This is a genomic window from Aminobacter sp. SR38, from assembly GCF_014843375.1.
GTDB classification, from domain to species: domain Bacteria; phylum Pseudomonadota; class Alphaproteobacteria; order Rhizobiales; family Rhizobiaceae; genus Aminobacter; species Aminobacter ciceronei.
In genome coordinates, this window is the sequence record NZ_CP062112.1 from 613,726 (window position 1) to 640,339 (window position 26,614).

The 26,614-nt window shown below is 63.1% G+C and carries 25 protein-coding genes and 2 tRNA genes; 18 read left to right on the forward strand and 9 right to left on the reverse strand.

Annotation, left to right across the window (positions count from 1 at the left end; all coding sequences use genetic code 11):
• Positions 1 to 3: 3 nt before the first annotated feature.
• From sufD to IG197_RS03100, 5 genes are all read right to left on the reverse strand, one after another.
• Positions 4 to 1,269, reverse strand: a complete 1,266-nt coding sequence (sufD, locus tag IG197_RS03080; RefSeq protein ID WP_192316866.1) for a Fe-S cluster assembly protein SufD — start codon at positions 1,267 to 1,269, stop codon at positions 4 to 6.
• A gap of 10 nt (positions 1,270 to 1,279) precedes the next feature.
• Positions 1,280 to 2,035: a Fe-S cluster assembly ATPase SufC gene (sufC, locus tag IG197_RS03085; protein ID WP_192316868.1), complete on the reverse strand. Its 756-nt coding sequence runs from the start codon at positions 2,033 to 2,035 to the stop codon at positions 1,280 to 1,282.
• A 74-nt stretch (positions 2,036 to 2,109) separates the two neighbouring features.
• Positions 2,110 to 2,271 (reverse strand): hypothetical protein, encoded by a 162-nt coding sequence (locus IG197_RS03090; protein ID WP_154385534.1) that lies wholly within the window; start codon positions 2,269 to 2,271, stop codon positions 2,110 to 2,112.
• Positions 2,271 to 3,800 carry a Fe-S cluster assembly protein SufB gene (gene sufB, locus IG197_RS03095; protein WP_067962692.1) on the reverse strand — a complete coding sequence of 510 codons (1,530 nt, stop codon included), beginning with the start codon at positions 3,798 to 3,800 and terminating at the stop codon, positions 2,271 to 2,273. The genes IG197_RS03090 and sufB overlap by 1 nt, the downstream gene beginning before the upstream one ends.
• Positions 3,801 to 3,970: 170 nt before the next feature.
• Positions 3,971 to 5,134 (reverse strand): cysteine desulfurase family protein, encoded by a 1,164-nt coding sequence (locus tag IG197_RS03100; RefSeq protein WP_192316870.1) that lies wholly within the window; start codon positions 5,132 to 5,134, stop codon positions 3,971 to 3,973.
• A gap of 218 nt (positions 5,135 to 5,352) precedes the next feature.
• On the opposite strand from IG197_RS03100, the gene IG197_RS03105 reads away from it, so the two are divergent.
• The 5 genes from IG197_RS03105 to IG197_RS03125 are packed head-to-tail and all read left to right on the forward strand — an operon-like array spanning position 5,353 to position 7,615.
• Positions 5,353 to 6,027 (forward strand): alpha/beta hydrolase, encoded by a 675-nt coding sequence (locus IG197_RS03105; protein WP_067962698.1) that lies wholly within the window; start codon positions 5,353 to 5,355, stop codon positions 6,025 to 6,027.
• 14 nt (positions 6,028 to 6,041) lie between these two features.
• Positions 6,042 to 6,692 (forward strand): FMN-binding negative transcriptional regulator, encoded by a 651-nt coding sequence (locus tag IG197_RS03110; protein ID WP_067962699.1) that lies wholly within the window; start codon positions 6,042 to 6,044, stop codon positions 6,690 to 6,692.
• A gap of 22 nt (positions 6,693 to 6,714) precedes the next feature.
• Entirely contained in the window at positions 6,715 to 7,110 is a 396-nt protein-coding gene (locus tag IG197_RS03115) for a GNAT family N-acetyltransferase (protein WP_192316872.1), read from the forward strand.
• A 45-nt stretch (positions 7,111 to 7,155) separates the two neighbouring features.
• Complete coding sequence (locus IG197_RS03120) at positions 7,156 to 7,359, forward strand: hypothetical protein (protein WP_192316874.1); 204 nt, start codon at positions 7,156 to 7,158, stop codon at positions 7,357 to 7,359.
• On the forward strand, positions 7,340 to 7,615 hold the full coding sequence (locus tag IG197_RS03125; protein ID WP_192316875.1) for a GNAT family N-acetyltransferase: 276 nt from the start codon (positions 7,340 to 7,342) through the stop codon (positions 7,613 to 7,615). The genes IG197_RS03120 and IG197_RS03125 overlap by 20 nt, the downstream gene beginning before the upstream one ends.
• Before the next feature lie 39 nt (positions 7,616 to 7,654).
• Here the strand turns inward: IG197_RS03125 and IG197_RS03130 are convergent, their stop codons facing one another.
• A complete protein-coding gene (locus IG197_RS03130; RefSeq protein ID WP_192316877.1) occupies positions 7,655 to 9,013 on the reverse strand; it encodes an esterase-like activity of phytase family protein in 1,359 nt (452 codons plus the stop codon).
• 113 nt (positions 9,014 to 9,126) lie between these two features.
• Positions 9,127 to 9,657: a GNAT family N-acetyltransferase gene (locus tag IG197_RS03135; protein ID WP_192316879.1), complete on the reverse strand. Its 531-nt coding sequence runs from the start codon at positions 9,655 to 9,657 to the stop codon at positions 9,127 to 9,129.
• A gap of 158 nt (positions 9,658 to 9,815) precedes the next feature.
• Between IG197_RS03135 and tyrS the strand changes: the two genes are divergently transcribed.
• Positions 9,816 to 11,069 (forward strand): tyrosine--tRNA ligase, encoded by a 1,254-nt coding sequence (gene tyrS, locus IG197_RS03140; RefSeq protein WP_192316881.1) that lies wholly within the window; start codon positions 9,816 to 9,818, stop codon positions 11,067 to 11,069.
• A gap of 72 nt (positions 11,070 to 11,141) precedes the next feature.
• On the opposite strand, the gene IG197_RS03145 is transcribed toward tyrS, so the two are convergent.
• Positions 11,142 to 14,546 (reverse strand): DUF3971 domain-containing protein, encoded by a 3,405-nt coding sequence (locus tag IG197_RS03145; protein ID WP_192316882.1) that lies wholly within the window; start codon positions 14,544 to 14,546, stop codon positions 11,142 to 11,144.
• 103 nt (positions 14,547 to 14,649) lie between these two features.
• On the opposite strand from IG197_RS03145, the gene bcp reads away from it, so the two are divergent.
• Entirely contained in the window at positions 14,650 to 15,117 is a 468-nt protein-coding gene (bcp, locus tag IG197_RS03150) for a thioredoxin-dependent thiol peroxidase (protein ID WP_067962714.1), read from the forward strand.
• Positions 15,118 to 15,513: 396 nt separating this feature from the next.
• Complete coding sequence (locus IG197_RS03155) at positions 15,514 to 16,809, forward strand: M23 family metallopeptidase (RefSeq protein ID WP_192316884.1); 1,296 nt, start codon at positions 15,514 to 15,516, stop codon at positions 16,807 to 16,809.
• A 321-nt stretch (positions 16,810 to 17,130) separates the two neighbouring features.
• On the opposite strand, the gene IG197_RS03160 is transcribed toward IG197_RS03155, so the two are convergent.
• Positions 17,131 to 17,207: transfer RNA gene (locus tag IG197_RS03160), tRNA-Asp, on the reverse strand.
• 213 nt (positions 17,208 to 17,420) lie between these two features.
• Between IG197_RS03160 and IG197_RS03165 the strand changes: the two genes are divergently transcribed.
• The 10 genes from IG197_RS03165 to IG197_RS03210 all read left to right on the forward strand — a co-directional run bounded on the left by IG197_RS03165 (position 17,421) and on the right by IG197_RS03210 (position 26,614).
• Positions 17,421 to 17,496, forward strand: a tRNA-Val gene (locus tag IG197_RS03165).
• Between the two features lie 151 nt (positions 17,497 to 17,647).
• The gene (locus tag IG197_RS03170; RefSeq protein ID WP_192316886.1) at positions 17,648 to 18,019 is read left to right on the forward strand and encodes a DUF3592 domain-containing protein; all 372 of its coding nucleotides are present in this window, start codon (positions 17,648 to 17,650) and stop codon (positions 18,017 to 18,019) included.
• Positions 18,020 to 18,264: 245 nt separating this feature from the next.
• Positions 18,265 to 19,242, forward strand: coding sequence for an alpha/beta fold hydrolase (locus IG197_RS03175; protein WP_192316888.1), 978 nt, complete (start codon positions 18,265 to 18,267; stop codon positions 19,240 to 19,242).
• Between the two features lie 329 nt (positions 19,243 to 19,571).
• Positions 19,572 to 19,763 carry a hypothetical protein gene (locus IG197_RS03180; protein WP_192316890.1) on the forward strand — a complete coding sequence of 64 codons (192 nt, stop codon included), beginning with the start codon at positions 19,572 to 19,574 and terminating at the stop codon, positions 19,761 to 19,763.
• Positions 19,764 to 19,857: 94 nt separating this feature from the next.
• On the forward strand, positions 19,858 to 20,820 hold the full coding sequence (gcvA, locus tag IG197_RS03185) for a transcriptional regulator GcvA (protein WP_192316892.1): 963 nt from the start codon (positions 19,858 to 19,860) through the stop codon (positions 20,818 to 20,820).
• A gap of 207 nt (positions 20,821 to 21,027) precedes the next feature.
• On the forward strand, positions 21,028 to 22,587 hold the full coding sequence (locus IG197_RS03190; RefSeq protein WP_192316894.1) for an ABC transporter substrate-binding protein: 1,560 nt from the start codon (positions 21,028 to 21,030) through the stop codon (positions 22,585 to 22,587).
• 112 nt (positions 22,588 to 22,699) lie between these two features.
• Complete coding sequence (locus IG197_RS03195; protein WP_165915944.1) at positions 22,700 to 23,647, forward strand: ABC transporter permease; 948 nt, start codon at positions 22,700 to 22,702, stop codon at positions 23,645 to 23,647.
• Entirely contained in the window at positions 23,644 to 24,522 is an 879-nt protein-coding gene (locus IG197_RS03200; protein ID WP_192316896.1) for an ABC transporter permease, read from the forward strand. Before IG197_RS03195 ends, IG197_RS03200 begins: the two co-directional genes overlap by 4 nt.
• A complete protein-coding gene (locus IG197_RS03205) occupies positions 24,519 to 25,517 on the forward strand; it encodes an ABC transporter ATP-binding protein (RefSeq protein ID WP_192316898.1) in 999 nt (332 codons plus the stop codon). The genes IG197_RS03200 and IG197_RS03205 overlap by 4 nt, the downstream gene beginning before the upstream one ends.
• Positions 25,514 to 26,614, forward strand: coding sequence for an ABC transporter ATP-binding protein (locus IG197_RS03210; protein WP_192316900.1), 1,101 nt, complete (start codon positions 25,514 to 25,516; stop codon positions 26,612 to 26,614). The genes IG197_RS03205 and IG197_RS03210 overlap by 4 nt, the downstream gene beginning before the upstream one ends.

A 26,614-nucleotide genomic window follows, 5' to 3' on the forward strand; every position in this document is an offset into this window, starting at 1 on the left:
GCCTCAGCCATGCGTCGCAAACCAGTTGCTCAGCAGCTCTTCCAGCGGATCGACGACGCTTTCGTCCTCGAGTTCCTCGATGACCTCGGCCAGGAAGGCGCGGATCAGCAGGCCCCGGGCCGACTTCTCGTCGATGCCGCGCGCCATCAGGTAGAACAGATGGTTGTGGTCGATCTCGGTGACGGTGGCGCCATGACCGCAGGCGACGTCGTCGGCGAAGATCTCCAGCTCCGGCTTGGTCGAAAACTCGCCGTCGTCGGACAGCAACAGCGTGTTGCAGGCCATGCGGGCGTCGGTCTTCTGGGCGATCTGGTGCACGTTGATACGGCCCTGGAACACGCCCTTGGCGCGGCCGGTGACGACATTGCGCACCACTTCGGTCGAGGAGGTGTGCGGCACGGCGTGGTCGAGCACCATGGTGACGTCGACATGGCTGTCGCCGGCGAGCAGGTTGACGCCGCGCAGCTTGAAGTCGGCGCCTTCACCTGACGCCTTGACGATGACCTCCTGGCGGACGAGCTTGCCGCCGGCATTCATCACGAACAGGGTCAGCTTGGCGTTCTTGCCGAGTTCGGCCTTGAACTGGGCGAGATGGGTCGCCGTCTCCGGCTGGTCCTGGACGATCAGCCACAGCACCTCGGCATCGTCGCCGACCAGAAGCTGGCTGACGGAACTGACGAGGCCAGCGCCCTCGCCCGTCTGGCGCTCGACGATGGTCGCCTTGGCGCCGGCACCGACACGCACCGGTAGACGCACATGGCTCTGGCCGCCGGCCTGGAGGTTCTGCAGTTCGACAGGCTTGTCCAGCTGGACGCCTGCTTCGATGTCGACGAAATAGCCGTCAGCGACAAAGGCGGTGTTGATGGCGCCGATGGCGTCATCGGTACCGTAGGTGACGAGCGCTGCGGCATAGCTGCCGTCGGTGAGCTTGTCGGCAAGACGCTCGAGGGTAACGCCCTCGATGCTCGACACCGCCTGCGACACGCCATTGGCAAGCGACAGCACGGTCGAACCTTCGATCAGCGGGGCGACCGACTTGGCCTTGACGCTGGCGTCGAAGGCGGGAACGGTAGCCAGAAGGCGGCGCAGATCGGTGTAGTGCCAGGATTCGACGCGGCGCGTCGGCAGGCCGGCCTTGACCTGCTCGATGGCGTCGTCGCGCTTGACCATAATGGCGCCATCGCCGGGAAGCAGCGACAGCCGCTCGCCGAAGGCGTCGACAAGCGCCGCCTCCGCGGGGGTGCGCTGGATTTCAGCACGCATGTTCATGGTCGACACCTCAAGCCGCCTCTTCGATGATCCCGGCGTAGCCGTTCTCTTCGAGTTCGAGCGCCAGCGACTTGTCGCCCGACTTGATGACCTGGCCCTTGTAGAGCACATGGACGGTATCGGGAACGATGTGGTCGAGCAGGCGCTGGTAGTGGGTGATGACGACCACCGCGCGGTCGGGCGAACGCAGTGCGTTGACGCCGTCGGAGACGATCTTCAGCGCATCGATGTCGAGCCCGGAGTCGGTCTCGTCGAGCACGCAGAGCTGCGGCTCGAGCAACTTCATCTGCAGGATCTCGGCGCGCTTCTTCTCACCGCCGGAGAAGCCGACATTGACCGGACGCTTGAGCATGTTGATGTCCATGTCGAGCGAGGCAGCGGCTTCCTTCACGCGCTTGAGAAAGTCCGGGATCTTCAGCGGCTCTTCGCCACGCGCCTTGCGCTGCGAGTTCATCGCCACCTTGAGGAACTCCATCGTGGCAACGCCCGGTATCTCCATCGGATACTGGAAGGCCAAGAAGATGCCCTTGGCGGCGCGCTCGGCCGGGTCCATATCGAGGATCGACTCGCCGTTGTAGAGGATCTCGCCCTCGGTCACCTCATAGTCGTCGCGGCCGGCGAGGATGTAGGACAGTGTCGACTTGCCCGAGCCGTTGGGGCCCATGATGGCTGCGACTTCGCCTGCCTTCACCGTCAGGTTTAGGCCGCGGATGATCTCGATGCCGCTGTCGGCGATACGGGCATGCAGGTTCTTGATCTCAAGCATTTCGTTCAGCTTTCTTCACTTCAGGCGCCGGGCGGGCGGCGCAATTCCTGTCAAAGCCGTTGCCGGCGCGCCGGTCAGATTCCGAATGCGCGCCGCAGCAACGGCAAGAGAGTTGCAGCGATGATGCCGGTGACGGTGCCTACGACCAGCCGCGCGGCGCGCGACTGGAACGACGGTGCCATTGCGGCGAGCCCGCCGCAAACAACTGCGTAGAAGACCGTCGACACCGGATCCATCAGCCGACGCTTCCTTCCAGGCTGATGCCGATGAGCTTCTGCGCCTCGACGGCGAATTCCATCGGCAGTTCCTGGATGACTTCCTTGACGAAGCCGTTGACGATCAGCGCGATGGCCTCCTCCTCGGGAATGCCGCGCTGCATGACGTAGAACTTCTGATCGTCAGAAATCTTCGAGGTGGTCGCTTCGTGCTCGAACTGCGCCGACGAGTTCTTCGCCTCGATATAGGGCACGGTATGCGCGCCGCACTGATTGCCGATCAGCAAGCTGTCGCACTGGGTGAAGTTGCGCGCGTTGGTCGCCTTGCGGTGGGCCGAAACCTGGCCGCGATAGGTATTCTGCGAGAAGCCGGCGGCAATGCCCTTGGAGATGATGCGGCTCGACGTGTTCTTGCCGAGATGAATCATCTTGGTGCCGCTGTCGACCTGCTGGTAGCCGTTCGACACCGCGATCGAATAGAACTCGCCGCGGGAGTCATCGCCGCGCAGGATGCAGGACGGGTACTTCCAGGTGATGGCCGAACCGGTTTCGACCTGGGTCCACGAGATCTTCGAACGGTCGCCACGGCAGTCGCCGCGCTTGGTGACGAAGTTGTAGATGCCGCCCTTGCCCTGGGCGTCGCCCGGGTACCAGTTCTGCACGGTCGAATATTTGATCTCGGCATCGTCGAGCGCAACCAGTTCGACCACGGCGGCGTGAAGCTGGTTCTCGTCGCGCTGGGGTGCGGTGCAGCCCTCGAGATAGGAGACATAAGCCCCTTCCTCGGCAATGATCAGCGTGCGCTCGAACTGGCCGGTGTTCTTCTCGTTGATGCGAAAATAGGTCGACAGCTCCATCGGGCAACGCACGCCCTTGGGCACGAACACAAACGATCCGTCGGTGAAGACGGCCGAATTCAGCGTCGCATAATAGTTGTCGGAGGTCGGAACGACCGAACCGAGATACTTCTTCACCAGTTCCGGGTGCTCGCGGATGGCTTCCGAGATCGAGCAGAAGATGACGCCGGCCTTGGCCAGCTCGTCCTTGAAGGTGGTGACGACGGAAACCGAATCGAACACGGCGTCGACGGCGACGCGGCCCGATTTGTAGACGTTGTCGCCAGCCTCTTCATCCGCCAGTTCGTCGACCGGGGCCGCTTGCTTCTGAACGCCGGCCAGGATTTCCTGCTCGCGGAGCGGAATGCCGAGCTTTTCGTAGACCTTCAGAATCTCGGGATCGACTTCGTCCAGCGAGGTCGGTCCGGGCGTGCTCTTGGGAGCGGCATAGAAGTAGATGTCCTGGAAGTCGATCTTGGGATAGTCGACGCGCGCCCAGTTCGGCTCTTCAAGCGTCAACCAGCGGCGATAGGCACCGAGGCGCCATTCGAGCATCCATTCCGGTTCGCCCTTCTTGGCCGAGATGAAGCGGACAATGTCTTCGCTCAGGCCCTTGGGGGCCTTGTCCATCTCGATGAACGATTCGAAGCCGTATTTGTATTGGTCGACGTCGATCTTGCGGACCTGCTCGATCGTTTCCTGCACAGCAGGCATAAGCGTTCTCCATCCACGCCGGGGTCAAGGCCCGACAGTTTTCAAACTATGGCACCGCTGGAGCGGCGTAAGTTCCATATAGTGTGTTTTTGCCGGGAATTCACCCGGAAGGATGCCTTCGGCGTCCCTGACACACCCGTTCACTGGCCGTTGGGCCAAATTTCCGCCGATCAGGCGGCCTTGGTACGGTCCGTGCGGCGCGAAAGAAGCGCCGCCAGGGCCGTTTCGAATTTCTCCACGTCCGCCTCGGACGTCTGCCGGCCAATCGACACGCGCAGCGCACCCAGATTGTCGGCAAAGCCCATCGCCTTCAGCACATGGCTGGGGCCGACCTTGCCCGACGAGCACGCGGAACCTGCCGAGAGTGCGACGCCAGCGAGATCGAAGGCGATCTGTGCCGTCTCAGCCTTGATGCCCGGAATAGCGAAGAATGTCGTGTTGGCAAGCCGTTCGACTGCCTTTCCGAAGATTTCCGCATCGGAAACAAGCCGCAGAACCGTCTCTTCGAGGCGATCACGCATGGCCCGGACCTCGCCGATCCCGGCCAGCCCGTCCAGAGCGGCGCGCGCGGCAGCGCCAAATCCAGATATCGCCGGCAGGTTCTCGGTGCCGCCACGATGGCCCTTTTCCTGACCGCCGCCCGTCACCAGAGGTGCCGGCATCATCAGGTCGGCTTGGGCGACGATCGCGCCGGCACCCTTGGGGCCGCCGATCTTGTGCGAAGAAAGAATCAGATAGTCGGCATAACCCTCTGACATATCGAGAGGAATGCGGCCCGCAGCCTGGACAGCATCGAGCACCAGCACCCCGCCAGCCACCTTCACCAGTTCAGCAATGGCGCGGATGGGCTGAATGACGCCGGTCTCGTTGTTGGCGGCGTGGATCGCCACCAGCGGCAGGCCTTCCGACTTGTCGTGGGCGGCGAGTGCGGCTTCCAGGCCAACGAGGTCGACGATGCCGTCGCCATCCACGCCAAGTCGCGTGACCCGCTCCACCGGGAAACGGCCGCCATTCAGCACGCAAGGATGATCGGCCTCGGTGACATGGAGACGCGACATGCGCACTGCGCCGCGCCCCATGCGCCAGTCGGGCGACAAAAGCGTTGTCGCGGCTTCGGTGGCACCGGAGGTAAAGACGACATGTTCAGGCCTGGCGCCAACGAGGGCGGCGACATCGCGCCTGGCGTCCTCGATGATCTTGCGGGCGCCCCTGCCCTCGCTGTGAACCGACGACGGGTTGGCCCCGACTTCGAGCGCCGCGACCACGGCCGCACGCGCTGCGGGCAACAGCGGCGCACTGGCATTGTAGTCGAGATAGGCGCGCGGTCCGGCCATTTTCCTGGTTTTTGCCCTGTCAAATCATGTTCGGATGGGAGGACGCGCAATTTCCTTGAAATTCCAAGGCCAGCCGTCCTATCTACCCGCTTTGCCAAATGGGCGGTTTCGCCACCCAGTTTTGAACAGTTCTAAACTAGCTTCTAAGAAGACGCGTCCCTCGCGTCAAGGCTGGGCACAGGATTGTTTCATCGGCCTTGCGTCAAGTGGAGTAGTTTATGCCAGAGGTCATTTTTACCGGTCCGGCGGGTCGCCTGGAAGGTCGTTATCAGCCGTCCAAGGAAAAGAACGCGCCGATTGCCATCATACTGCATCCGCACCCGCAGTTTGGCGGCACGATGAACAACAAGATCGTGTACGACCTCTTCTACATGTTCCAGAAGCGCGATTTCACCACGCTGCGCTTCAACTTCCGCGGCATCGGCCGCAGCCAGGGCGAATTCGACCACGGCACCGGCGAACTGTCGGATGCGGCTGCCGCACTCGATTGGGTGCAGTCGCTGCATCCTGACTCGAAGAGCTGCTGGGTCGCCGGCTATTCCTTCGGCGCCTGGATCGGCATGCAGCTTCTGATGCGCCGCCCGGAGATCGAAGGTTTCATCTCGGTGGCGCCGCAGCCCAACACCTATGATTTCTCGTTCCTGGCACCCTGCCCGTCGTCGGGCCTGATCATCCATGGCGACGCCGACAAGGTGGCGCCGCCGAAGGACGTGCAGGGCCTGGTCGACAAGCTGCACACGCAGAAGGGCATCACCATCACCCAGAAGACACTCCCCGGCGCCAACCACTTCTTCGGCAACGACCCGGAACTGGTGATCGACGAGTGCGCCGAGTATCTCGACCGCCGTCTCGCCGGCGAGCTTTCGGACCCGCGTCCGAAGCGCCTGCGCTAAGAGGAGTTCCGCGCATGTACCAGCCGCCGCTGTTTCGCGAGACCAGGCTGGACGTTTTGCATGCGCTGATCCGCAACCATCCGCTCGGCCTTCTGATCTGCAACGGATCGGAAGGCCCGGTGGCAAATCCGCTGCCATTTCTGCTCGACGCCGACATCGGCCCGAATGGACGGCTGCGAGCGCATCTCGCCCGCGCCAACCCGCAATGGCAGTTGCTGGCTGAAACGCCTGACATGCCGGTGCTGGTGGTGTTCCAGGGCGAGGACGCTTACGTCACGCCATCCTGGTACGAAACCAAGCGCGAAACCGGCAAGGTCGTTCCGACCTGGAACTATGCGACCGTGCAGGTGCGCGGCATGGCGCGTGTCATCGACGACAAGGACTGGCTTGCCGGGCAGATCGCCGCGCTCACCGCCAGCCAGGAAGCCGGGCGGACCGAGCCCTGGCAGGTCTCCGACGCGCCTGATGCCTACATCGCAGCCCAACTGAAGGGCATCATCGGGCTCGAAATCGACATCACCGCCATCGACGGCAAATGGAAGGTCAGCCAGAACCGGCCCGTCGGCGACCGCATCGGCGTCGCTGAAGGCATAGAGGCCGAGCAGAAGCCGGCCGGCGGCATGGCGCAACTGGTCCGCCAGTATGGCGGGCTCGCGGGCGAATAGCCCTTTCGACCTGGAGCCTCTCATGAACATCCGTCCCCGCGTCGCGGCCGACAATGCCGTGCTCGTCGCCATCTGGGAGGATGCCGTGCGTGCCACACATCACTTCCTCGGCGAAGACGACATTCAGTTCTTCCGTCCGCTCGTTCGCGACGACTATCTGCTCGCCGTCGAGGTGCTGGTGGCGGAGGACAGCGATGGCAAGCCGGTCGGCTTCATCGGCCTGGACGGCCCAAAGGTCGAAATGCTGTTCGTCAGCACCAGCCAGCATGGCAAAGGCATCGGCAAGGCGCTGATCGAGCATGTCGGCCGGCTGAAGGGGCCGCTTGCGGTCGACGTGAACGAGCAGAACCCGGGTGGCGTCGCCTTCTATCTGAAATGCGGCTTCAGGCAGGTCGGCCGCTCCGAACGCGACGGCTAGGGAAAGCCATTTCCTCTGCTGCACCTGGCGCAGGCGTCCTGAGGCATGAACGGGATCAGCTTCCGGCCGTTTCGCAGCGACGAGCTAGCAGCTCATGCGGCGTGGTTCGACGATGCCGAGGTGGCACGGCGCGTCGACTTCCCCGGCACGGACTGGTTCGCCTATGTCACGGATCCGGCAAGTCCGGCCCATCTTGTCGTGGCCACGCATGGTGCGAGCGACACTCCGCTTGCCGTGTTTGCAATATGACGAGCAGGATGACGGCGGCATCAGCCTGCTGATCGTGCTCGACCCCAGGCAACGCGGCCAAGGGCTTGGCAAACGTGTGCTGGCGGCCTTGGTCGCGCATGTCAGCGGCCGTTACACCCATATCGACGGCCAAATCGAAAACGACACTCTCGCCTCCATCGCCTGCGTCGAAAGCTGCGGCTTTGTCCGTCAGGCCGAGAAGCCGGACGACGGATTCCTGTTGTACCGAAAGCCACTTGGCGTCGGAATCCCATAAAATGAATCCGGGCCGCCAAGGCGGCCCGGATGTTGCGCCTTACTTGGCCTTCAGGAAGTCGCCGACTTCAAGCAGGACGAATTCGTTGTCGTCAGCCTTGTCGAGCGAGCGGCCGGCCGAGAACGGCAGGTTGTTGTCGTTGCCGACGACGATGTGGCTCTCGTCGACGAGATCGACATTCTCGATGGTGACGAAGGGCATATCATAGAAGCCCTCGCCGCCGCCCTGACGCTTCTTGTTGTCGGGGTCGGCAATCTTCATGAGGTCGATGTAGCCGACCTTGCGCACGGCCTTGCCGACATTGTCGTCAGTCATCTCGATCTTGTAGATGCGCTTGACCTTGGCCGCGCGGGCGAAGCAGTCGGGCTTAGGGGCGTTGGCGTCTGCGCAGGCCTTGTCGGCGGTGCCGGCGCCGTTGTCGCGCTCAATGACGAGCGCTTCGGTGGCGCTGATCATGTTGAAATCGCCGATCGCCTCGCCGCCGTCGGCCAGCGGGTAGAGCCAGCTACGGCCGGTCCATTCCTTCTTGACGGCATCGAACTCGATGACGCGCAGCGCCGTCTTGCCGTCGACCTTCTCGACTTCGCCGTCGGCCATGTAGCGCGGCCCTTCGAGCATGCCGAAAAGCCTGGAGCCGTCCTTGGACATGGCAAGGCCCTCATAACCACCCGAACGCTTGAGGTTGAAGACCGGATTCTTGGCGACCGGATTGCCCGGCAGGGTCAGCGTCGGATGGTCGGGCGAACGGACGGGCTCGCCTTCGGCAACGGTGTCGATGACGTCGGTCAGCTTGCCGTCGAGATCGAACTTCAGCAGATACGGGCCGAACTCCTCGCCGACCCAGAAGCCATCAGCGACCGGCTGGATCGATTCGACGTCGAAATCACCACCGGTGAGGAAGCGGGTGTCGGAGCCTTCGAGCACGATCGGGAACGGCGCCTTGCGGTCGGGATCGGTCAGGAACAGGGTCTTGATGCGGTTCATCGTGCCCTTGTCCCAATCGAACGAGATGTGGTGCAGCATCAGGGCAGCGTCGGTGGAGTTCAGCTTGTTGCCGAAGCCGTTGTCCGACAGCGACCAGAACGTGCCGTCGCCGACGGCCTTGATGCCGGAGAAGCCCTGGACGGGCTGGCCGTCGAAAGGCAGCGACAAGCCGGTCGGACGCACGCCGTCCTTGCCCGGCACAGTGCCGAGGCCTTCGGCGCGCTTGCGGTCGGGCGTGGTGAACTTGCCCGAGCTGCGCAGGTGCTCCGGCGCGTTTTCGGGTGAAGCAATGATCGTGTTCGCCGGCAGGATGGCGTGACCGGCAAGCGTTGCCTTGAATTCCGTCTCATCCGCGAAGGCGGAGGCGGTGGTGAGCGCGAGAACAGCCGCAGCCAGATAGAGAGAGCGTCGCATGTTGGACCCCGATTGGTTGAAGGAACGCCCTCCAGCTAGGTCCGAGCCATGTCGGGCAGGTGACGCCTCGGTGAAACTTTGATGAAGTCCCCTGACGCTGGCGGCAGGACCGCCTAGCGCTTCCGCCGGTCGGTGCTGCTCATGGTGTAGACGTGGGCCTCATGCCCGTTCATCGGTCCGGTGTGCTGGAAGCGCATCCCGATCTTTTCCAGCACGTTCAGCGACGCCGCGTTGTCGACATGGGCAAAGGCGATGAAGTGATCGCCTATCTTTCGGTCGAAGAAGAAGTTGGCCAGGGCTGCGGCTATCTCGGTGGCGTATCCATTGCCCCAGAATTGCGGGGCAATGGCATAACCGAGTTCGAACTGGCCGGTGGCGGCGAACATGGAGAAACCGGCGCGACCGACGAAGCGCGCGTCCTCGCGCCGCTGCAGCTTGAGTTTGGTGATGCCGTGCAGCCGGTATTCCTCGGCCCAGCCCGTCATGCGGCCGGCAGCCGCGTCGCGTGTCCAGGGCTGGCCGGTGATCGACAGATAGCGCGACGCCTGCACGTGCGAATGCAGCCAGACGAGATCGTCCAGGTCCGTGTCGCGCCAGGTCCGGAGCAACAGCCGTGGTGTTTCGAGAACCGTTTCATCTGTCATGTTGCCGTCCATCCGCTCCCTCATTCGTTTCCGGCACCACAAGGGACGCTCCTGTCGGTTGGCAATCCTTGTGATTCCTGCGCTTCAGATGCTAAAGCGCTCGCGTCGCCGATCACATGCACGATCTGCCATGCCAATCGTCCGCCGAGAGAGAAACCATGTCCGCCTTCAAGTCCGATTTCCTGCGCACCCTTTCCGAGCGCGGCTTCATCCATCAGACCTCGGATGACGCCGGCCTCGACGATCTGTTCCGCAAGGAAACCGTGTCGGCCTATATCGGCTTCGATCCGACGGCGTCGAGCCTGCATGCCGGCGGCCTGATCCAGATCATGATGCTGTACTGGATGCAGAAGACCGGCCATCGCCCCGTGCCGCTGATGGGCGGTGGCACCGGCATGGTCGGCGACCCGTCCTTCAAGGACGAGGCGCGCAAGCTGATGACGCCCGAGATGATCCAGTCCAACATCGACGGCATCAAGCAGGTGTTTTCGAACTACCTGACCTTCGGCGACGGTCCGCGCGATGCGCTGATGGTCAACAACGCCGAGTGGCTGTTGCCGCTCAACTATCTCGAATTCCTGCGCGACGTCGGCCAGCATTTCTCGGTCAACCGCATGCTGAGCTTCGATTCCGTCAAGCAGCGCCTCGACCGCGAGCAGTCGCTGTCGTTCCTCGAATTCAACTACATGATCCTGCAGGCTTACGACTTCGTCGAGCTCAACAAGCGCTACGGCCTGCGCCTGCAGATGGGCGGCTCCGACCAGTGGGGCAACATCGTCAACGGCATCGACTTGGGCCACCGCCTCGGTACGCCGCAGCTCTACGCGCTGACCTCGCCGCTTTTGACCACCTCTTCCGGCGCCAAGATGGGCAAGTCGATGAACGGAGCCGTCTGGCTCAATGCCGACATGCTGTCGCCTTATGATTTCTGGCAGTACTGGCGCAACACCGAGGACGCCGATGTCGAGCGCTTCCTGAAGCTCTACACGGCGATGCCGCTCGACGAGATCGCGCGCCTGGCAGCCCTTGGCGGCTCGGAGATCAACGACGCCAAGAAGGTGCTGGCGACCGAGGTGACCGCGATGCTGCACGGCCGCGCGGCAGCCGAACAGTCGGCCGAGACGGCGCGCAAGACCTTCGAGGAAGGCGCGCTCGCCGATACGCTGCCGACGGTCGAGGTGCCAGGCGACGAGCTCAAGGCCGGCATCGGGCTGCTGTCGCTGGTCGTTCGCGCCGGGTTGGCCGCTTCGAACGGCGAAGCACGCCGTCACGTCCAGGGCGGTGCTGTGCGCATCAACGACCAGTCGGTCAGCGACGAGCGTCGCGCGGTGACGACCGCCGACCTGACGCCGGAAGGCGTGGTCAAGCTGTCGCTCGGCAAGAAGAAGCACATTCTGGTGCGCCCGGCCTGACGGGAACGCTGCACTCGGATAACAAAATGGCCGGCATTGCCGGCCATTTTCATATCGGGCGTCCCCTAGCGCTCAGTATTCGAAGATCGACCGGAAGATACCGGGCGCGATCGCGGACAGCGGATTGACGTGCAGCTTGGGCGCATTGGCATCGCCCGAGAGTTTGTAGGTAACGCCAATCAGGCCGCCGTCGCGTCCGTTGCCCAAAATGACGCCGACAAGCGGCAGCTCGCCAAAGATGCGGTTGAGGCCATAGGCCGGCATGAAGGTGCCGGTCATGTTCATCTGGCCCTGCTGGTCGTAGAGCGTGCCCTGGAACGTCGTGCCGATCAGCGGCCCGCGCAAGACGCCTTTGTCCAATGCCAGGTACTTCGAGCGCTTGTCGATCTGGGCGAAACCGCGTTCGAACCTCACCTTGGAGACGTCGATGTCCTTGCGCATCGCCTGGTTAAGGCTGCGATTGTCGCCGGCCGGCTTGCTGGCGACGATCGAGGCCAGCCTCGGTTCATCGACGACCACGAATTCGCGCACATCGACCTGGCCCTTGAGTGGCCCGTCGCCTGAGGATTCCAGCGCGAGCGCCAGCGATCCGCCCTGCATGCGGGCATAGACGTCAAGGAAGCGCAGGATGGCGCCGGCGTCAGCGGATCGCACGTCGAGGCGGCGGCCACCGCCCTGAAGCACGTTGCTGACGGTGATCTGGCCACCGGAACTGGCTGTCGCGTCGACCTTGAGCCCGCCGACCTTTGAGCCGGAGCCCGAATACTCGAGCGTAACGCCCGAAAGCTTCTCGCCGCTGAAGCCGACCAGAGTGTCGACATTGGCAGTGACCGAAATGGAGTTTGAACCGGCTGATTTCGTAGCACTGTCGACGTCGGACATGAACTGCTTGATCAGCGCGCGCGCATCGAGCGAGTTGCCCTTGACCTGGACCGCAAAACCCTTGCCCGAGCGCTTGATGTTGACCGCGACGTCGTCGCCGCGGTTGAGCTGCACCTTGTTGAAGCGCGCCGAAGACAGGCTGCCATTGGCGAGCGCGACGTCGCCCGTGATGGTGAATGTCTTTCCGTCGAGGTTGAAGTCGGACAGCGTCGACCTGTCGCCATCCGACGTCATGGTGAACGACACCTCGGCTGATATGCCCGGCCCCTTGCTCCAGCCGACCCATGGCAGATCGAGCCTGGCCGCGGTCAGGTCGGCCACGATGTGGCGCTTGCCGGGTTCGGGCTGTTCGACATCGACCTTGATGGTTCCCGAGAGCATGTCGGACAGGCCGGGAACAAGCGCGTTGCGTGCCTTGTCGTCGAGCACGAACTGGACATTGCGTTGCTTATCGATGCCATTGTCGCGCAGCGGCTCGACAAGGTCGAGTTCCGCCGGAACACCATTGAGCTTGCCCTTGGCAACGATGACGGCCTTGTCTGGTGTGACGGTGATGTTGCCGTCGGCGTCGGACAGCTTCTGGCCGTCGAACTCCTTGGCCACAGCCAGGCCGTCATAATCGAGCGCCACCTTCCAATCGAGCTTGTCGGTGTCGATGCCGCTGGTCAGCGGAATGTCGGCCTTGACGTTGCCGGTGACGTCGCCCGTCAGCTCCTCCGGCAGGATGCCGACGTGGCGCATGGCATTGATCGGCTCATAGGAAGCCAGTTCGGCGATTGCATCGGCGCTGCCATCGACATCGATATCGAGCGAGCCGATGACCGGCATGACATTGGCCTTGACAACCTTCAGCGTGCCGTTGCTGGCGGCGACGGTGCGGCCGCTGGGCATGAAGACGGTGCCCTGGGACAAGGACACGTCGACGTCGTTGCCGTGGAATTCGACGATGCCCCTGGCATCGCGAATGGGCGGAATGCGGCCGGCGACGTCGAAGCGCGAGCCGTCGATCTCGAAACGACCGAACACTTCCTGGGCGTTGAGCGGCACGCCGTTGCCGAGACGGTCGGGCCTGACGTCGAACTGCACGTTGCCGTCGACGACACGGCCGCCATAGAGATTGTGCAGCACCCAGAGCCGGGCATTGCGGGCCGAAAACCACGGCCACAGCTGCTTCACATGCGCGACCGACATGTCATGGATGGTGAAGGCGACAAAGATGCCGGGCGCCTTGCCGTCGACGAACTGCACCGACGCCTTGCCGAGCGCCTCGCCGCCCGGTCCTGATTTCAGGCCGATCTGCTCGGCAGCGAGCGTGTTGGTGACCACGTCGTAGGTGCCGGCGATCCGCGCCAGGAAACTGAGCGCCGGCTCGGGCGATTCATCAGGCGCCAGGCGCGAGTCGCGGCTGATCAGCTCGAAGCGATAGGCTGGATTGTCGGAAGCATTGCCGGTCGCCGGGCGCGGGCCGAAGCCGCCGGTGAAATCGAATGTCGAACGGCCGGTCGAGACCAGCAGCTTGCGGATGTCGAGCTTGTTTTCGCCGCCGGCAAGGCGAAGGTCGACGGTGACGTCGCCGACAAGCTGGCCGCGTTCGTGCAGATCCAATGTGGATTTGCCGATCGAACCTGTGGCGATCAGTTCGGAACCGTCGCCGCCGATGCCCTCCTGTCCGGTGATCGTCAGTTCGGCAGAGCCGATGCGGCTTGCCTTGGCTGCCGGAATGTCGGCCTTGCCGGCGAAGGGGTCGGTCATCGACACGGTCGCATCGAGCGCTGCGACCCGATTGGCGGCGCTGTCGCGCCGGGCCGCGGCGGCCAATTCGACATCGCGGCCATCGACGTCGAAATTGGCAGCGATACGCAGCTCGCCAGAGCGGGTCTTGGCGAGCGAAGCGTCGATGACGCGCACGACCTTGACCTCACCGCCGGAAGGCAGGACGAAATCGACATTGCCGAGCGCGATTTCGCGCATCGCATCGAACTGGACCGCGTCAAAGCCGCGGCGAATGCCCCGGAACGTCTCGTCCAGCAGCTTCTGCGGATCGACGAGGCCCTGCTCGTTGCGCAGCACGGAACTCCAGTCCGAACCGCCGCCGGCCGGCATCGCATCGACGACGATCCTTGCATCGGAAATGCTGGCATTGCCGAGGCGGACATTGCCGGTGAGCAACGGCACGAGCCGGATGCCGAAGCGCATCAGGCCGGCTTCGGCCATGGGCGAGCCATCCGCGCGGGTGAGCCTGACGTCGGGAACCTCGACCGCGATCAGCCTGAGGCCATCGAGCGTCAGCCGCGCCTGCCCCATCGAGACGTCAACATCGACGCCGGCAAGGCCCTCGATGGCATGTTCAGCCTCTGCACGTAGCCTGTCCTGGCCGAAACCGGAGTAGCCGAGCGCTTCGATGGCGATAATTGCCAGAAGCACAAGCGAGCCAAGGACAGCCACCGCGGCAAGCGCGCAATGGCCGGCACGCCGCCGCACGGAGATACGTGGACGCGGCAGTTCCTGGCCCGCAGCCGACGGCATGGCGCCGAGATCGGTAATCTCATCGCGCCTGAACCGGATTTTCTCGTGCCGGGGCACTTCCTGATCCACGCTATGTCCCGTAGTCGTTTCGGTCGTGGACGAATCCAAGTCCGGCATTCTTAACCTGACATCCTTGCCGGCTCACCCCGTAACTTCAAACAAGGGTATCGATATGTCTGAACTCGAGACAGGCCAAACCGCCCCGCAATTCACGCTGCCGCGCGACGGCGGGGGCATTCTGACGCTTTCCGACTTCGGCGGCAAACCTGTTGTCCTCTATTTCTATCCCAAGGACGATACCTCGGGCTGCACCGCCCAGGCGATCGACTTCACCCAACTCAAGCCTCAGTTCGAAAAGGCTGGAGCGGTGGTCATCGGTGTTTCGCCCGACAGCGCCAAGAAACACGACAAATTCAAGGCCAAGCACCAAATTGGCATCGATCTGGTTGCCGACGAAGAGCGAAAGGCGCTCGAGGCCTATGGCGTGTGGACCGAAAAATCCATGTACGGCCGAAAGTATATGGGCGTCGAACGCTCAACCTTCCTGATCGGTGCCGACGGCAAGATCGCGAGAATCTGGCGCAAGGTGAAGGTATCAGGCCATGCCGCCGAAGTGCTGGAGGCGGTGAAGGCGCTCTAGCGAAAATCGCGCGCTGCGGAACCGATGCCCGCTCCCGACGTTCTCATCCAGACGACCATCAACGGGAGAAGAAAGATGTTCCGCAGCGTCATCCTCTGGATGCTTGGCATTCCCATCCCCATCATCATCCTGCTCTGGCTTTTCCTACGTTAGATCGGGGCCAGTCGACAATATCAGAATAAAGTCCGGTCGCGTATAGTCTCGCCTTATCAAATCCGGCGCAAGATTATCATCGCATGACTTGGACAGACAGGAACCCGCCATATCTTGTTGTGGCGGGTTTTTCTTGTCTTTGCCCATCCGGAAAGCAGGCCGCCGGGCCGATGCGGGCAAAGCTTTGTTAACCCTAATAATGTGTAATCGGATTGTCGCTGTTCGTGATGAGAGTTCGGTCCGGTGAAAGCAGCAAATCAGGCCGCCGTTTTCGGCAGGCGCAAAGAGCCCCATACCGTCATCATTGCACGCGGCAACGAGATCCGGCACTTCACAATACGCCCATGGGTGGCCGCAGCAGCCGGTTCGGCACTCGCCGCGATCGCCATTGGCTACCTCACGGCCACGTCCTATCTCGTGCTGCGCGACGACCTGATCGGTGCCGCGACCGCCCGCCAGGCGCGCATGCAGCACGCTTACGAAGACCGTATCTCGGCCCTGCGCGCCCAGGTCGACCGCATCACCAGCCGCCAGTTGCTCGACCAGCAATTGATGGAAACCAAGGTCAGCGAGCTGCTCGAACGACAATCGCAGCTCAGCCAGCGCAATGTCAGGCTTGGGCCGGTCCTCGACAAGGCGGCGGCCTCAGAGGTGACTGACGCCGCGCCCGCCGGCAAGACAGACGAACGCGCCGACATCACGCCCACGATCGACCACCCCATCGCCTACGCGGCGGCCGACACTGCTGCGGTGCGCCCGTTCTCGTTCTGGTCGACACGGACCGCCGAGCCCGATGGCGAAAGCCGGGCCGACCGGGCCGACAAATTGTTCGTCGCCATCAACAAGTCGCTGCGCAGCATCGAGGACGATCAGGCAAAGCGCATCGGCGCACTTGCCGATAACGCCTACCAGACCGCAGGTGCGATCACCGACGCGCTGGAGAATGCAGGCCTGCCCGTCTCCACGGAAAAATCGGGGGAACTCGGCAAAACGGGCGTGGGTGGCCCGCTGGTGCCGCTCGACAACCCGATGGCCTTCGACAGCCCAATCGCCTTCGAAAGCAAGGTCAAGGAACTCGACGCAGCGCTCGACATGCTGGACCGCCTCAAGACGGAAGCACGCAAGCTGCCGCTCGCCAATCCGGCCGCCGGCCGCTCGATCTCTAGCACCTTCGGGATCCGCACCGACCCGCTGATCGGCACGCCCGCCCTACATTCCGGCATGGACTTCCGCGCCCCCTATGGCTCACCCGCGCGCGCCACGGCCGCAGGTATCGTCACCAAGGCGGGCTGGAACGGCGGCTACGGCCGCATGGTCGAGATCGATCATGGCGGCGGCTTCACCACACGCTACGCCCATCTCAGCAAGATCCTCGTCGCCCCCGACCAGAAGATCGCGGTTGGCGACGAAATCGGTGAGGTCGGCAGCAGCGGCCGCTCGACAGGCCCGCATCTGCACTACGAAGTGCGGCGCGACGGCGAGGCGGTCGACCCGCTGCGCTTCATCAAGATCGGCAAGAAGCTCGGCCAGTATCTCTGAGCCGAGGCAGCCGCCGGTCATCCACCCTGTCGCGCTTCGTGCATCCCGTGCGGTGTGCTCGGCGAATCTGCCCGTAGCAGAGAATCATTCCCCAAAAAGGCGCGAGCGAAAAAACAGCCCCACGGGGTGATTCTCCTGCCGGCACGAATCGCCGGCGATGGACCGTTCCATCGACGCGATTCGCAGTTGCATATCGACGATATGCGGCTGCGCGGATATGTGTGGAGATTGGGATGGATCCTCGGTTCCCGGCACCTTCAGGGAAGGCATTGAAACCTTAATCTAGAGGATCAGTCGGCAAAGGCTAAGCCTTTGAAAAACTGGCGCGAGTGACGGGGCTCGAACCCGCGACCTCCGGCGTGACAGGCCGGCACTCTAACCGACTGAGCTACACCCGCGCTCTGGACGTTGGCGCTGGGCGCCGCGTCGTTGGCGGTGAATTACGGGGTTCGATGGGGAGTGTCAAGCGACATCGAAGAGATAATCGACAAACTTTGTCGTCTATTTTTCGATGTCCACAAAACCGGGCTTTCCGACGCCTCGATCTGCCGCAACGGCATGCATTTGAACTTGCGGATCACAGGCGAACCGCTTATTGGTCCGCCCGGTTGGGGCGATTAGCTCAGTTGGTAGAGCGCTTCGTTTACACCGAAGATGTCGGCGGTTCGAGCCCGTCATCGCCCACCATTTTCCTTCTGATATTGCGATGATTTCTGGCCTCGCGGCTGGATGTGCAAAGTGCCGGACCTGACAAGGCGGCAACTGCCGGCATGGCATCGCCCAGGCGACATCGGCATCTCCACGTTGCCTCCCCCAAACTCGGCGCTAGACTGCCGCCATGGGCTTTCTCCTCTATGCCTTCCTGCCGGTCATCATCATCACGCTTGCCATTGTCGGCGCGCTGGTGTGGCGCGGCATGCAGTTTGGTGAGCTGGCGCGTCATGGCCTGCCGGTGACAGGCATTGTGGTCAGGAAATTCCGCACCGGGTCGGGCAAGGCCGGATCAATGGGGCGGCGGATCGCCTTTTCCTATGTCGGAGCCGACGGGGTCGAGCATCGCCGGGCGGCTACGGTGGCCAGCAGCAAATGGGCAGAGCTTGAGGAAGGCGGGCCAATCCAGCTTGTCTACCTGCCCGCAAAGCCCGGCGTCAGCGCCCCGGCCTGGCTGGTCGAGGACGCACGCAAGGCCCTGGGCAAGGCAACGTCATAGCCGGAAGCGAAAGCCGTTGACGCGACATTGGAAAGGCAGGCCGCGTCTCTTCGAAATGCGGCTTTCTCTGCCAAGCGACTGCCTGTCTGATTGATCAGGCTTTCGCAATAGCCCCTGCAGATCCTTGATTTTGGCCGGGCGCATTCGCCTCGTCCGCGGAACGGTGCATTTCACAATCCACGGTGTGTGCATCGGCAGTTGGCAAGGCAAGAACCGCAATGAACTCGCAATGTTGATGGCGCCATATGAGCAAATTGAAGCTGTTTTACACCCTCGAACAACTCGACAGCATGAAGCAGCTTTGGCTGCCGCCGCAAGCTTTGGGAGAATTTCTGATGCCAGTTCAGTCGCCCTTCAAATCCGACGCGGCCAGGGACAGGGTTCTTGATGACTATGATGCACTGCTGGCGCGATGGCCGGTATCTTATGAAAGCCGTTTCATCGATACCGAATTCGGCAAGGCCCATCTCATCGCTTCCGGCAATCCGACGGCGTCTCCGCTGGTGCTGCTGCATGGCGGGGGTGGCAACGCGACGATGTGGTTTCACAACATCACTGCGCTCGCTGCGACGTTCCGCGTCTATGCTCTCGACATCATCGGCGACGTCGGCAGGAGCACAGGCGCGCGACCAGCCTATGCATCGGGCGGCCATGTCCGCTGGCTGGCGCAAGTGCTCGACGGCCTCGGTCTTGGACAAACGGCGCTGGCGGGTGCGTCTTTCGGCTCATGGTTGGCCGCCGATTTTGCGCTCAAACACCCCGAACGCGTGTCAGGACTGGCATTGCTCGCGCCGCCCCATATCGAGCCGCTGCGTTTGAGCTTCATGCTGAGGGCGGTTGTGGCGACCATTGCTCCAACAGACTCCAGGATTCGCAGCTTTTTTCGCCTGATCTCATCGCCGCACGCGCCGCAACCGACTGGGCTGGTCATGCAGGATTTCGTCACGCGCTGGCAGTCGCAGCGGCAGAGCCCACCGCCGCCGCCAAGGCTGTCAGCAGAGGATCTGCAACGTTTGCCGGCGCGAACCCTGTTCCTGCTGGGGCAAGATGATGCGCTCTACGACGTCAACAAAGCAGCGGCGCGTATCCGCGCCAATGCTCCAGCCTGCAAAGTTTCGCTGCTGGCACAGGCCGGACATACGCTGACAGTGGACAAGCCTCGCGAGGTCAGCGATCTGCTGGTTGCGTTCTTTGCTAGAACTTCAGCACCAGCTGCCCTGTAGCAAGGCGACATCAGAGCCCTGATGACTGCTGCGACCCAGGAACCAGCGCGCATATAGCCGTGATCGCGCGCCCACAATTCACCCTCGTCGCCCAGGCACTCGGCTAACCAGCTGAATTCTTCGCGTAAATCTGCGCCACGGCCCCTTACCGCCGCCGGATCTCATAGGTCTCGTTGATTGAGGACCGCCAACGAACCGCGGCCGCCAAATCCTTATGACATTTTGATTTTCTTGCCGCCGTGGTCACCTCGAAACCCTATGTGCCGAGACGTATTGCTGCCACGCAAGCCGGCGCTCCAAGCGTTGGCGCCATTGGGTGGCGAACGAAAATGTGGTTCAGCGTTATTGATCACGGATTGCAGTGGTACGACCGACTGCAGGTCTTCTCATCGGGGGATCCGTTCGAGCGGTTGGTGCCTCAAAGGGTAAGCACGTCAGGCATCGAGACCGTCGCCGCCATATTCATGGTGGTGTCGATCATAGGTTCGGCCGCCGCGATCCTCGCAAAAATTGTACTTTGAACCGCGGGGACGCCATCTCGCTGGCCCGATTGCGGCGCAGCGACAAGCAATCCATAGTCGCCGCCATCATTGCAGTGCCCAGTTCGGAATCGTCATGCGCCGCGTTTTGCCTTCGCTACCCTCGCTGACGATCTTTGAGGCGGCGGCGCGTCATTCGAGCTTTACCCGCGCCGCCGAAGAACTGAACCTGTCGCAGAGCGCGGTCAGCAAGCAGGTCCAGTCACTCGAATCCTTCCTCGGCCTGCGCCTGTTCGAACGCATCCGGCAGCGCATCGTTTTGACAGAGGCCGGGCAGCTGTATCTCGCCCGGGTGCGCGAGGCCCTGGAGATCCTCGAATCGGCGACGATGGAGGCACTGGCCTTCCAAGGCGGCGGCGGCATGCTCAACATCGCCACGCTGCCGACCTTTGGCTCGCGCTGGCTCGCCTCCCGCATCGGCGGCTTCCGGGCACGCCACCCAAGGATCGCGCTCAACCTGACCGCACGAACATGGCCGTTCGACCTGGTCGAGGAAAACATCGACGTCGCCATCTATTTCGGCGAAAAGCCATGGCCCGGTGGCTTGTCCGACCGTTTGATGGAAGAAGAGGTCATTCCAGTCTGCGCACCCTCGCTGATGGCGCCGGACGGCCCGGTGAACAGCGTTGCCGATCTCGGACGGGTCGCCCTGCTGCATCATCGGGCCCGGCCACGCGCCTGGAAGGACTGGCTGCAAAGAGCCGATGACACCACGGTCAATCCCTTCCACGGCGTGCGCTTCGAACAGTTCGAGATGATCATCCAGGCGACCATCAGCGGCATGGGCATGGCGATCGTCCCAAAGTTCATGATCGAGGTCGAACTGGCCGACGGCACGCTGGTCGCGCCGTTCGGCCGGCCGATGAAGAGCCCGGAATCCTATTTCCTCGTCTGTCCGGAACGGAAGAGCCATTTGCCGGCGGTACAGGCCTTCCGGCAGTGGCTCTTGGACGAGGTGGCTGCGTCCAAACGGCCACGGACCGTCGGTGACCACACGCCACGTCAGCTCGAAACGACAGTTCATTCCGTAGAGGAATGAATTGACGCGATCTTATCGTTTGAACGACCGTCGCCGGCCACTCTACTCTTCCAATCACGACGCCGGAAATTTTCGATCTCGGTTTTGACGCCAGGCCGTTTCTTCCAGGGAGGCGGCTTGACGCAGGCCGAAGCTTTGCCGGAACGGCGTCCAAAGACAAAGGGGAGTGAGCTGATGGGAATGATTGGAAAACGAGCGGCTGGATGCATGCTTTCGCTGGCATTGGCAACGACGGCTGCCATGGCGCAGGAGCCTGATACCGCAGTGGTCCTGCGCATCAGCGATGCAGACCGTTACGACCCGCAGCGCTCCACCGCGCTCGCCGCGGCCGAAATCCTCTACATGGTTGGCGAAACGCTGGTGACGCTCGACCGCGATCTCAAGACCCTCCGCCCCGGCCTGGCCGAGCGTTGGGAGGTCAGCGCCGATGGCCTCACCTACACTTTTCACCTGCGCCGCGACGTCAGCTTCTGCGATGCCAAGCCTTTCACCGCAAAGGCAGTGGTCGGCACGATGGATCGCTGGCTCAATCCGGATTTTCCCGGCGTCAGCAAATGGAAGGCCGGCAAGGTCGAAAGCGTCAAGGCGCTCGACGACTACACCGTCGAATACAAGTTGAAGGAGCCCTATTCGGAACTGCTGTACCAGATGACGCAGTTCAACTTCATCATCATCGATCCGGACCAGGCGACCGCACTGAAGGATGATTTCGGCGTCGCCGCCTTCAACGGCACCGGAGCGTACTGCTTCCAGTCCTGGACCCCGCGCACCCAGACCGTTTTGACCCGCCACGAAGGCTATCGCTGGGGGCCTTCCTTCATGACCAATCCCGGACCGGCAGAGGTGGCGAAAATCGTCTGGAAGATCGTTCCGGAAGAGGCGACCCTTGCCGCCGCCTTGCAGACCGGCGAAGGCGACGTGTCCTTCGCGGTGCCCGCCTGGGCTATCTCCCAGTTGCAGGCTACACCTTCGATCCAGTTGCTGCGGCCCGAAGCGGGCTTCCGCACGCATTATGTCGGCATGAAGATCACGCGCCCCGATCTGGGCGACAAACGCGTCCGCGAAGCGCTCAGCCTGGCAATCGACCAGAGCGCCATCGCCGACGCGATCTTCTTCGGCGAGGCCGAGGCGGCTAGGTCCTACTATTCGGAGGCCGCGCGCGACTTCAATCCTGACATGAAGCTGGACGCATTCGGCTATGATCCCGAAAAGGCCAAGGCGCTGCTCGACGAGGCAGGCTGGGTCTCCAAGGACGGCGGCGTCCGCACGAAGGACGGCAAGCCTCTGTCGCTGATCTTCTATGGCTTCACCGGCGATTCAGACAAGCAGATGGCCGAGACCATCCAGGGTGATCTGCGCAAGATCGGCGTCGAACTGAAGGTCGAGCTCTACGATCCGACGATCGTATGGGGCAAGCTGAAGACCCAGGATTTCGACCTGTATCAGATGAGCTATCCGTATCTGAGCGCGGGCGACGCCATGAACCTGTACTTCCTGTCGTCGAACATGCCGACGCCCAACCGGATGAACTGGAACGATCCCAAGACCGATCAACTGATCGACGCCGGCAACCGCGCGACCTCAGTGGAAGCGCGCTTTGCCGCCTTCGCCGAGGCCGGGGCGATCATCCACGACGCCGTATTGTGGAAGCCTCTGGTCAACCAGAAGCTGGTCGTGGTGGCCGGGTCGCGCGTTGCGCCGTTCAAGCCGCACGGCATCAGCGGTGCGCCCCTATACAACGGGCTGGACCTCAAGCTGGCAAAATGACGGCGACGGTCCACCGCGCCCGGCATGACTGCCGATGCGGTGGACCGCTCGAACGCCAGGATTCGGGCCAGCCCCGAAACCTTGAAATGATGCCCGCTTGGGAGAAGACAACGTGACGCGACAGCTCCTTTGGCGCTTGTTGACCTCGATACCTGTGCTGCTCGGTGTGCTTCTGGTCGGTTTCCTGATGCTTCAGGTCATCCCGACAGACCCCGCCACCATCATCGCCGGACCGTCGGGTACGGCTGCCGAAATCGAAGACATCCGGCGCCAGCTCGGCCTCGACGCCCCGATCATGATGCAATTCTGGTTCTATCTGCTGCGTGTCATGCAAGGCGACCTCGGCCGGTCGATCATCAACAACGCGCCGGTCGCCGGAGAGCTTATGACGGCGCTTGGGCCGACCATCGAACTGATGGTGGCAAGTCTGATCTGGGCGGTCCCGCTTGGCATCCTGCTTGGCACGCTTGCCGCCATGCGCCGTGGGCAGGTCTTCGACCGAGCCGTCACCGCGCTGTCGGTGGCAGGCGTTTCCGTCCCTGCTTTCTGGGTCGGGCTTCTTTTGTTGCAGTTCGCCGCGTTCCGCTGGCAGCTGTTTCCGCTGCAAGGCCGGGGCGGGCCGCTTTGGACGCTCAGCGGATTGCACCATGTCGCCCTGCCGGCGCTGACGCTGGGGCTGATCTTCATCGGGCCGGTGGCGCGGATGACCCGCACCGCGGTTGTCGAGGTGCTGGGCGCCGACTTCATCCGCACCGCCCGCGCCAAGGGGGCGTCTGAGTTCCGCGTCGTCACACGACATGCGCTGCGCACGGCTCTGATACCTGTCGTGACGCTGATCGGCCTGCAGATCGGCTCGCTGCTCGGTGGCGCGGTTATCGCCGAAACCATCTTCGGCTGGCCCGGCATTGGCCGGCTGGCGGTCGGCTCCATCGTCTCCAGCGACTTTCCGATGGCCCAGGGCTGCATCCTCGTGCTGGCCTGCGGTTTCATCGTGGTCAACTTCGTCGTCGATGCGCTCTACGGCCTGCTCGATCCCCGCATCCGGAGCAAGGTCCGATGAGCACTGACACAACCGCCCTCCAGACGGTAAATACCGCCGGCGCTTCGCGACCGCATCTGCTCCGGCGCCTCGCCCGCGATCCCCTGGCACTCATCGCCCTGATCTTCCTGGTCCTCATTGTCGTTGCGGCCATTCTGGCACCCGTTCTGGCGCCGTTCGATCCCTACGACACCAATCTCAGGATGCGGCTCCGCCCGCCGGGTGGCGACCATCTCCTGGGCACCGACACCCAGGGACGTGATCTGCTGACCCGACTGCTTTACGGCGCCCGGACGACACTTGCGCTTGGCTTTGCCAGCATCGTCGTCGGCAGCCTGATCGGCACCAGCATCGGCCTGGCCGCCGCCTTCTACCGCAGGCTCGAGGGACCACTGATGCGGCTGGTCGACATCCTTTTGTCGTTTCCGTCGATCCTGTTTGGCCTCGCTCTGGCGGCCATGCTGGGCGTTGGCATGGACAGCCTGGTGATTGCGCTCGGACTGTCTGCGGCGCCGCCCATCGCCCGCGTTGCCCGTGCCACCGCCGCCTCGGTGATGCAGGCCGAATACATGGATGCCGGCCGCGTGATCGGCCTTTCCGACAGCGCCCTGATCCGGCGTTACCTGTTGCGCAACTGTGCCGCTCCTATCGTCGTCTACTGCTCGCTGCAATTCGGCGAGACGATCCTTCTGGCCGCAGCCCTTGGCTTCCTCGGCCTTGGATTGCAGCCACCGACGGCGGAGCTCGGCAGCATCGCCGCCGAAGGCCGCAGCTTCATATTCCTGGCACCGCATGTCTCGACCGCAGCCAGCCTGCTGATCTTCATGATCGTGCTTTCCTGCAACCTGCTGGGGGATGCGTTCCGCGACCTCACCGACCCGAAGCTGCAGCGATGACCCAAGACATACCCCTCATCGCGGTCCGCGGCTTGCGGGTCGGCTTCCATACCGCCGGCGGCACGGTGGCTGCCGTCGACGACGTCGATTTCAGCGTCCGTGCCGGCGAAACGCTGGCGATTGTCGGCGAGTCCGGCTCGGGCAAGAGTGTCATGTCGCTTTCGCTGCTGCGGCTGGTCCCGAGCGCAATCACTACAGGCGAGATCCTGTTTCGTGGCGATGACCTGCTGACCAAGCCGGCGCACGCGATGCGAGACATTCGCGGCGGCCGCATCGGCATGATCTTCCAGGAGCCCAACACATCGCTCAATCCGGTGCAGACGATCGGCGACCAGATCGTCGAGGCGATCCAGTTGCACGAGGCGGTCGGCAAGGCGGCAGCGCGCGCCCGTGCGGTCGAAGTGCTGGAATTGACCGGCATCCCCTCGCCCCGGGCGCGGATGAAGAGTTATCCGCATGAACTCAGCGGCGGCATGCGCCAGCGCGCGATGATCGCCATGGCGCTGGCCTGCCGGCCGGAGTTGCTGATCGCGGACGAACCGACGACCGCGCTCGACGTCACCGTGCAGGCCCAGATTCTGGACCTGATGCGCGAGCTCAAGGCGAACAGCGGTGCGGCCATCATCCTGATCACCCATGATCTCGGCGTGGTTGCAGAGATGGCCGACCGCGTCGCTGTGATGTATGCCGGCCGGATCGTCGAGATCGCGCCGGTCACCGATCTCTTCGATGGTCCGGAGCATCCCTACACGATCGGGCTGCTCAGCTCGATGCCTTCGATCGACGGCGACAGCGAAACGCTGACGCCGATCGAAGGCAGTATGCCGGATCCGCTGGCGCTGCCCGCCGGTTGCCGGTTTCAGCCACGCTGCCCCTTCGCCATCAAGCGTTGTGCGATTGAGGCGCCGCCGCTTGAGACCGTCAGGCCGGGCCATTTGTCCGCCTGCTGGCGCGCACCTCTCCTGGAAACCCTGACCCAGGGAGGACAACAATGACGTCGCCCACCGATGCATCTGCCCCACTTCTGAAAGTCGAAGGGCTGAGCAAGACGTTCAGCGTCGCAGGCGCCTGGCCATGGCAGAAGCGGACGCTGAGCGCCGTCAATGACATAAGCTTCGGCATCGCCCCGGGCGAAACCCTATCTTTGGTTGGCGAAAGCGGCTGCGGCAAGTCGACAGCCGGACGCATGCTGGTCGGGCTGGCCGCGCCGAGCTCGGGCCGGATCCTGTTCGAGGACCAGGAACTGTCCGGACAGACCGCCGGCGAACAGCGCGCCATGCGCCGGCGTATCCAGTTGATCTTCCAGGACCCCTACGGCTCGCTCAACCCACGCATGACCGTGGGCGAACTGATCGCCGAGCCTGCGCTGCTGCATGGGCTGGCCGACCGCAAAAGCGCCAATGACAGGGTCGCCGAACTGCTTGGCCTGGTTGGCCTGGCAAAGCGGCATGCCGGGCGCTATCCGCACGAATTCTCCGGTGGTCAGCGCCAGCGCATCGGCATTGCCCGCGCGCTTGCTGTCGAACCCAGGCTGATCGTCTGCGACGAGCCCGTCTCCGCGCTCGATGTCTCTGTTCAGGCACAGATCGTCAACCTGCTGCAGAGCCTTCAGGATCGCCTGGGCCTGAGCTACCTGTTCATCTCCCATGGCCTGTCCGTCGTCCGCCACATCAGCCATCGCGTTGCGGTGATGTATCTTGGCAATATCGTCGAGATCGGGCCGAAGGCGGCGATCTTCGACCAGCCGTTGCACCCCTACACCAGAGCGCTTCTAGCCGCCGCACCTGTGCCGCGGCCGGGCGCGCGCCAGGCCAGCGTTGCGCTGGCCGGCGACATGCCAAGTCCGCTCGATCCACCTTCGGGGTGTCGCTTCCACCCAAGGTGTCCGTTTGCGATCGAGCGCTGCCGACGGGATATCCCGGCCCTTTCTCCTGGCGGTGACGGGCGGCTGGTGGCTTGCCACCGCTGGCAGGAAATTCCCGCCTTTCAGGCAAACGCACCCGGCGCACGACACGCGCCGAAAACGACCCGGCTGCTGGCGCTCTATCGCCAGGCGGCCGCCAAATCCAACTCCCGCATGAGCAACAACTGA